Origin of the sequence: Corallococcus praedator, assembly GCF_003612125.1 — a bacterium.
In the GTDB taxonomy this organism is placed as follows: domain Bacteria; phylum Myxococcota; class Myxococcia; order Myxococcales; family Myxococcaceae; genus Corallococcus; species Corallococcus praedator.
The window spans coordinates 1-469 of record NZ_RAWI01000924.1 but is presented as its reverse complement, the minus strand read 5'-3'; the positions used below and the strand labels follow the sequence as shown (position 1 = coordinate 469).

1 rRNA gene is annotated in these 469 nt (G+C 35.0%); it reads right to left on the bottom strand.

The features are described from left to right. Nucleotides 1-469: ribosomal RNA gene (locus tag D7Y13_RS50080) — 16S ribosomal RNA — on the bottom strand; the annotation flags it as partial.

Genomic DNA, 469 nt, shown 5'->3' with positions numbered 1-469 from the left:
ATATTATATCCAATTTTGGGGATTAGCTCCATTTCACAATATTGCATCCCTTTGTTAAGGCGTGTGTGGCACGTCTATAGCCCACAATATTTAGGCCATGATGACTTGTCTTAATCCCTTTTATCAGGTCCAATGTAGTGGCGAACCACTTTATGTAAATAAATAAAGTGAGGGTTTTCGTTAATTAGAGGAGTTAACCAAATCTCACGACATTAACTAAAGACAGCCGTGCAGCGCTTGTAATAATTTAATATTATTCAAATTGTGGTAAGGTTTTTCGCGGATTATCGAATTAAATAACATACTTCACTACTGGTTTCAGAAACGGTCTAATGATTTCAGTTTATATGTTGCCATATTACTCTTGAGGTGGAATGCTTACACTTTCATTTATAGACTAAATATATTATCTAGCCTATGACATTCATCATTTTCTGCTTGGACTACTAGGGTATCTAATCCTTATTGC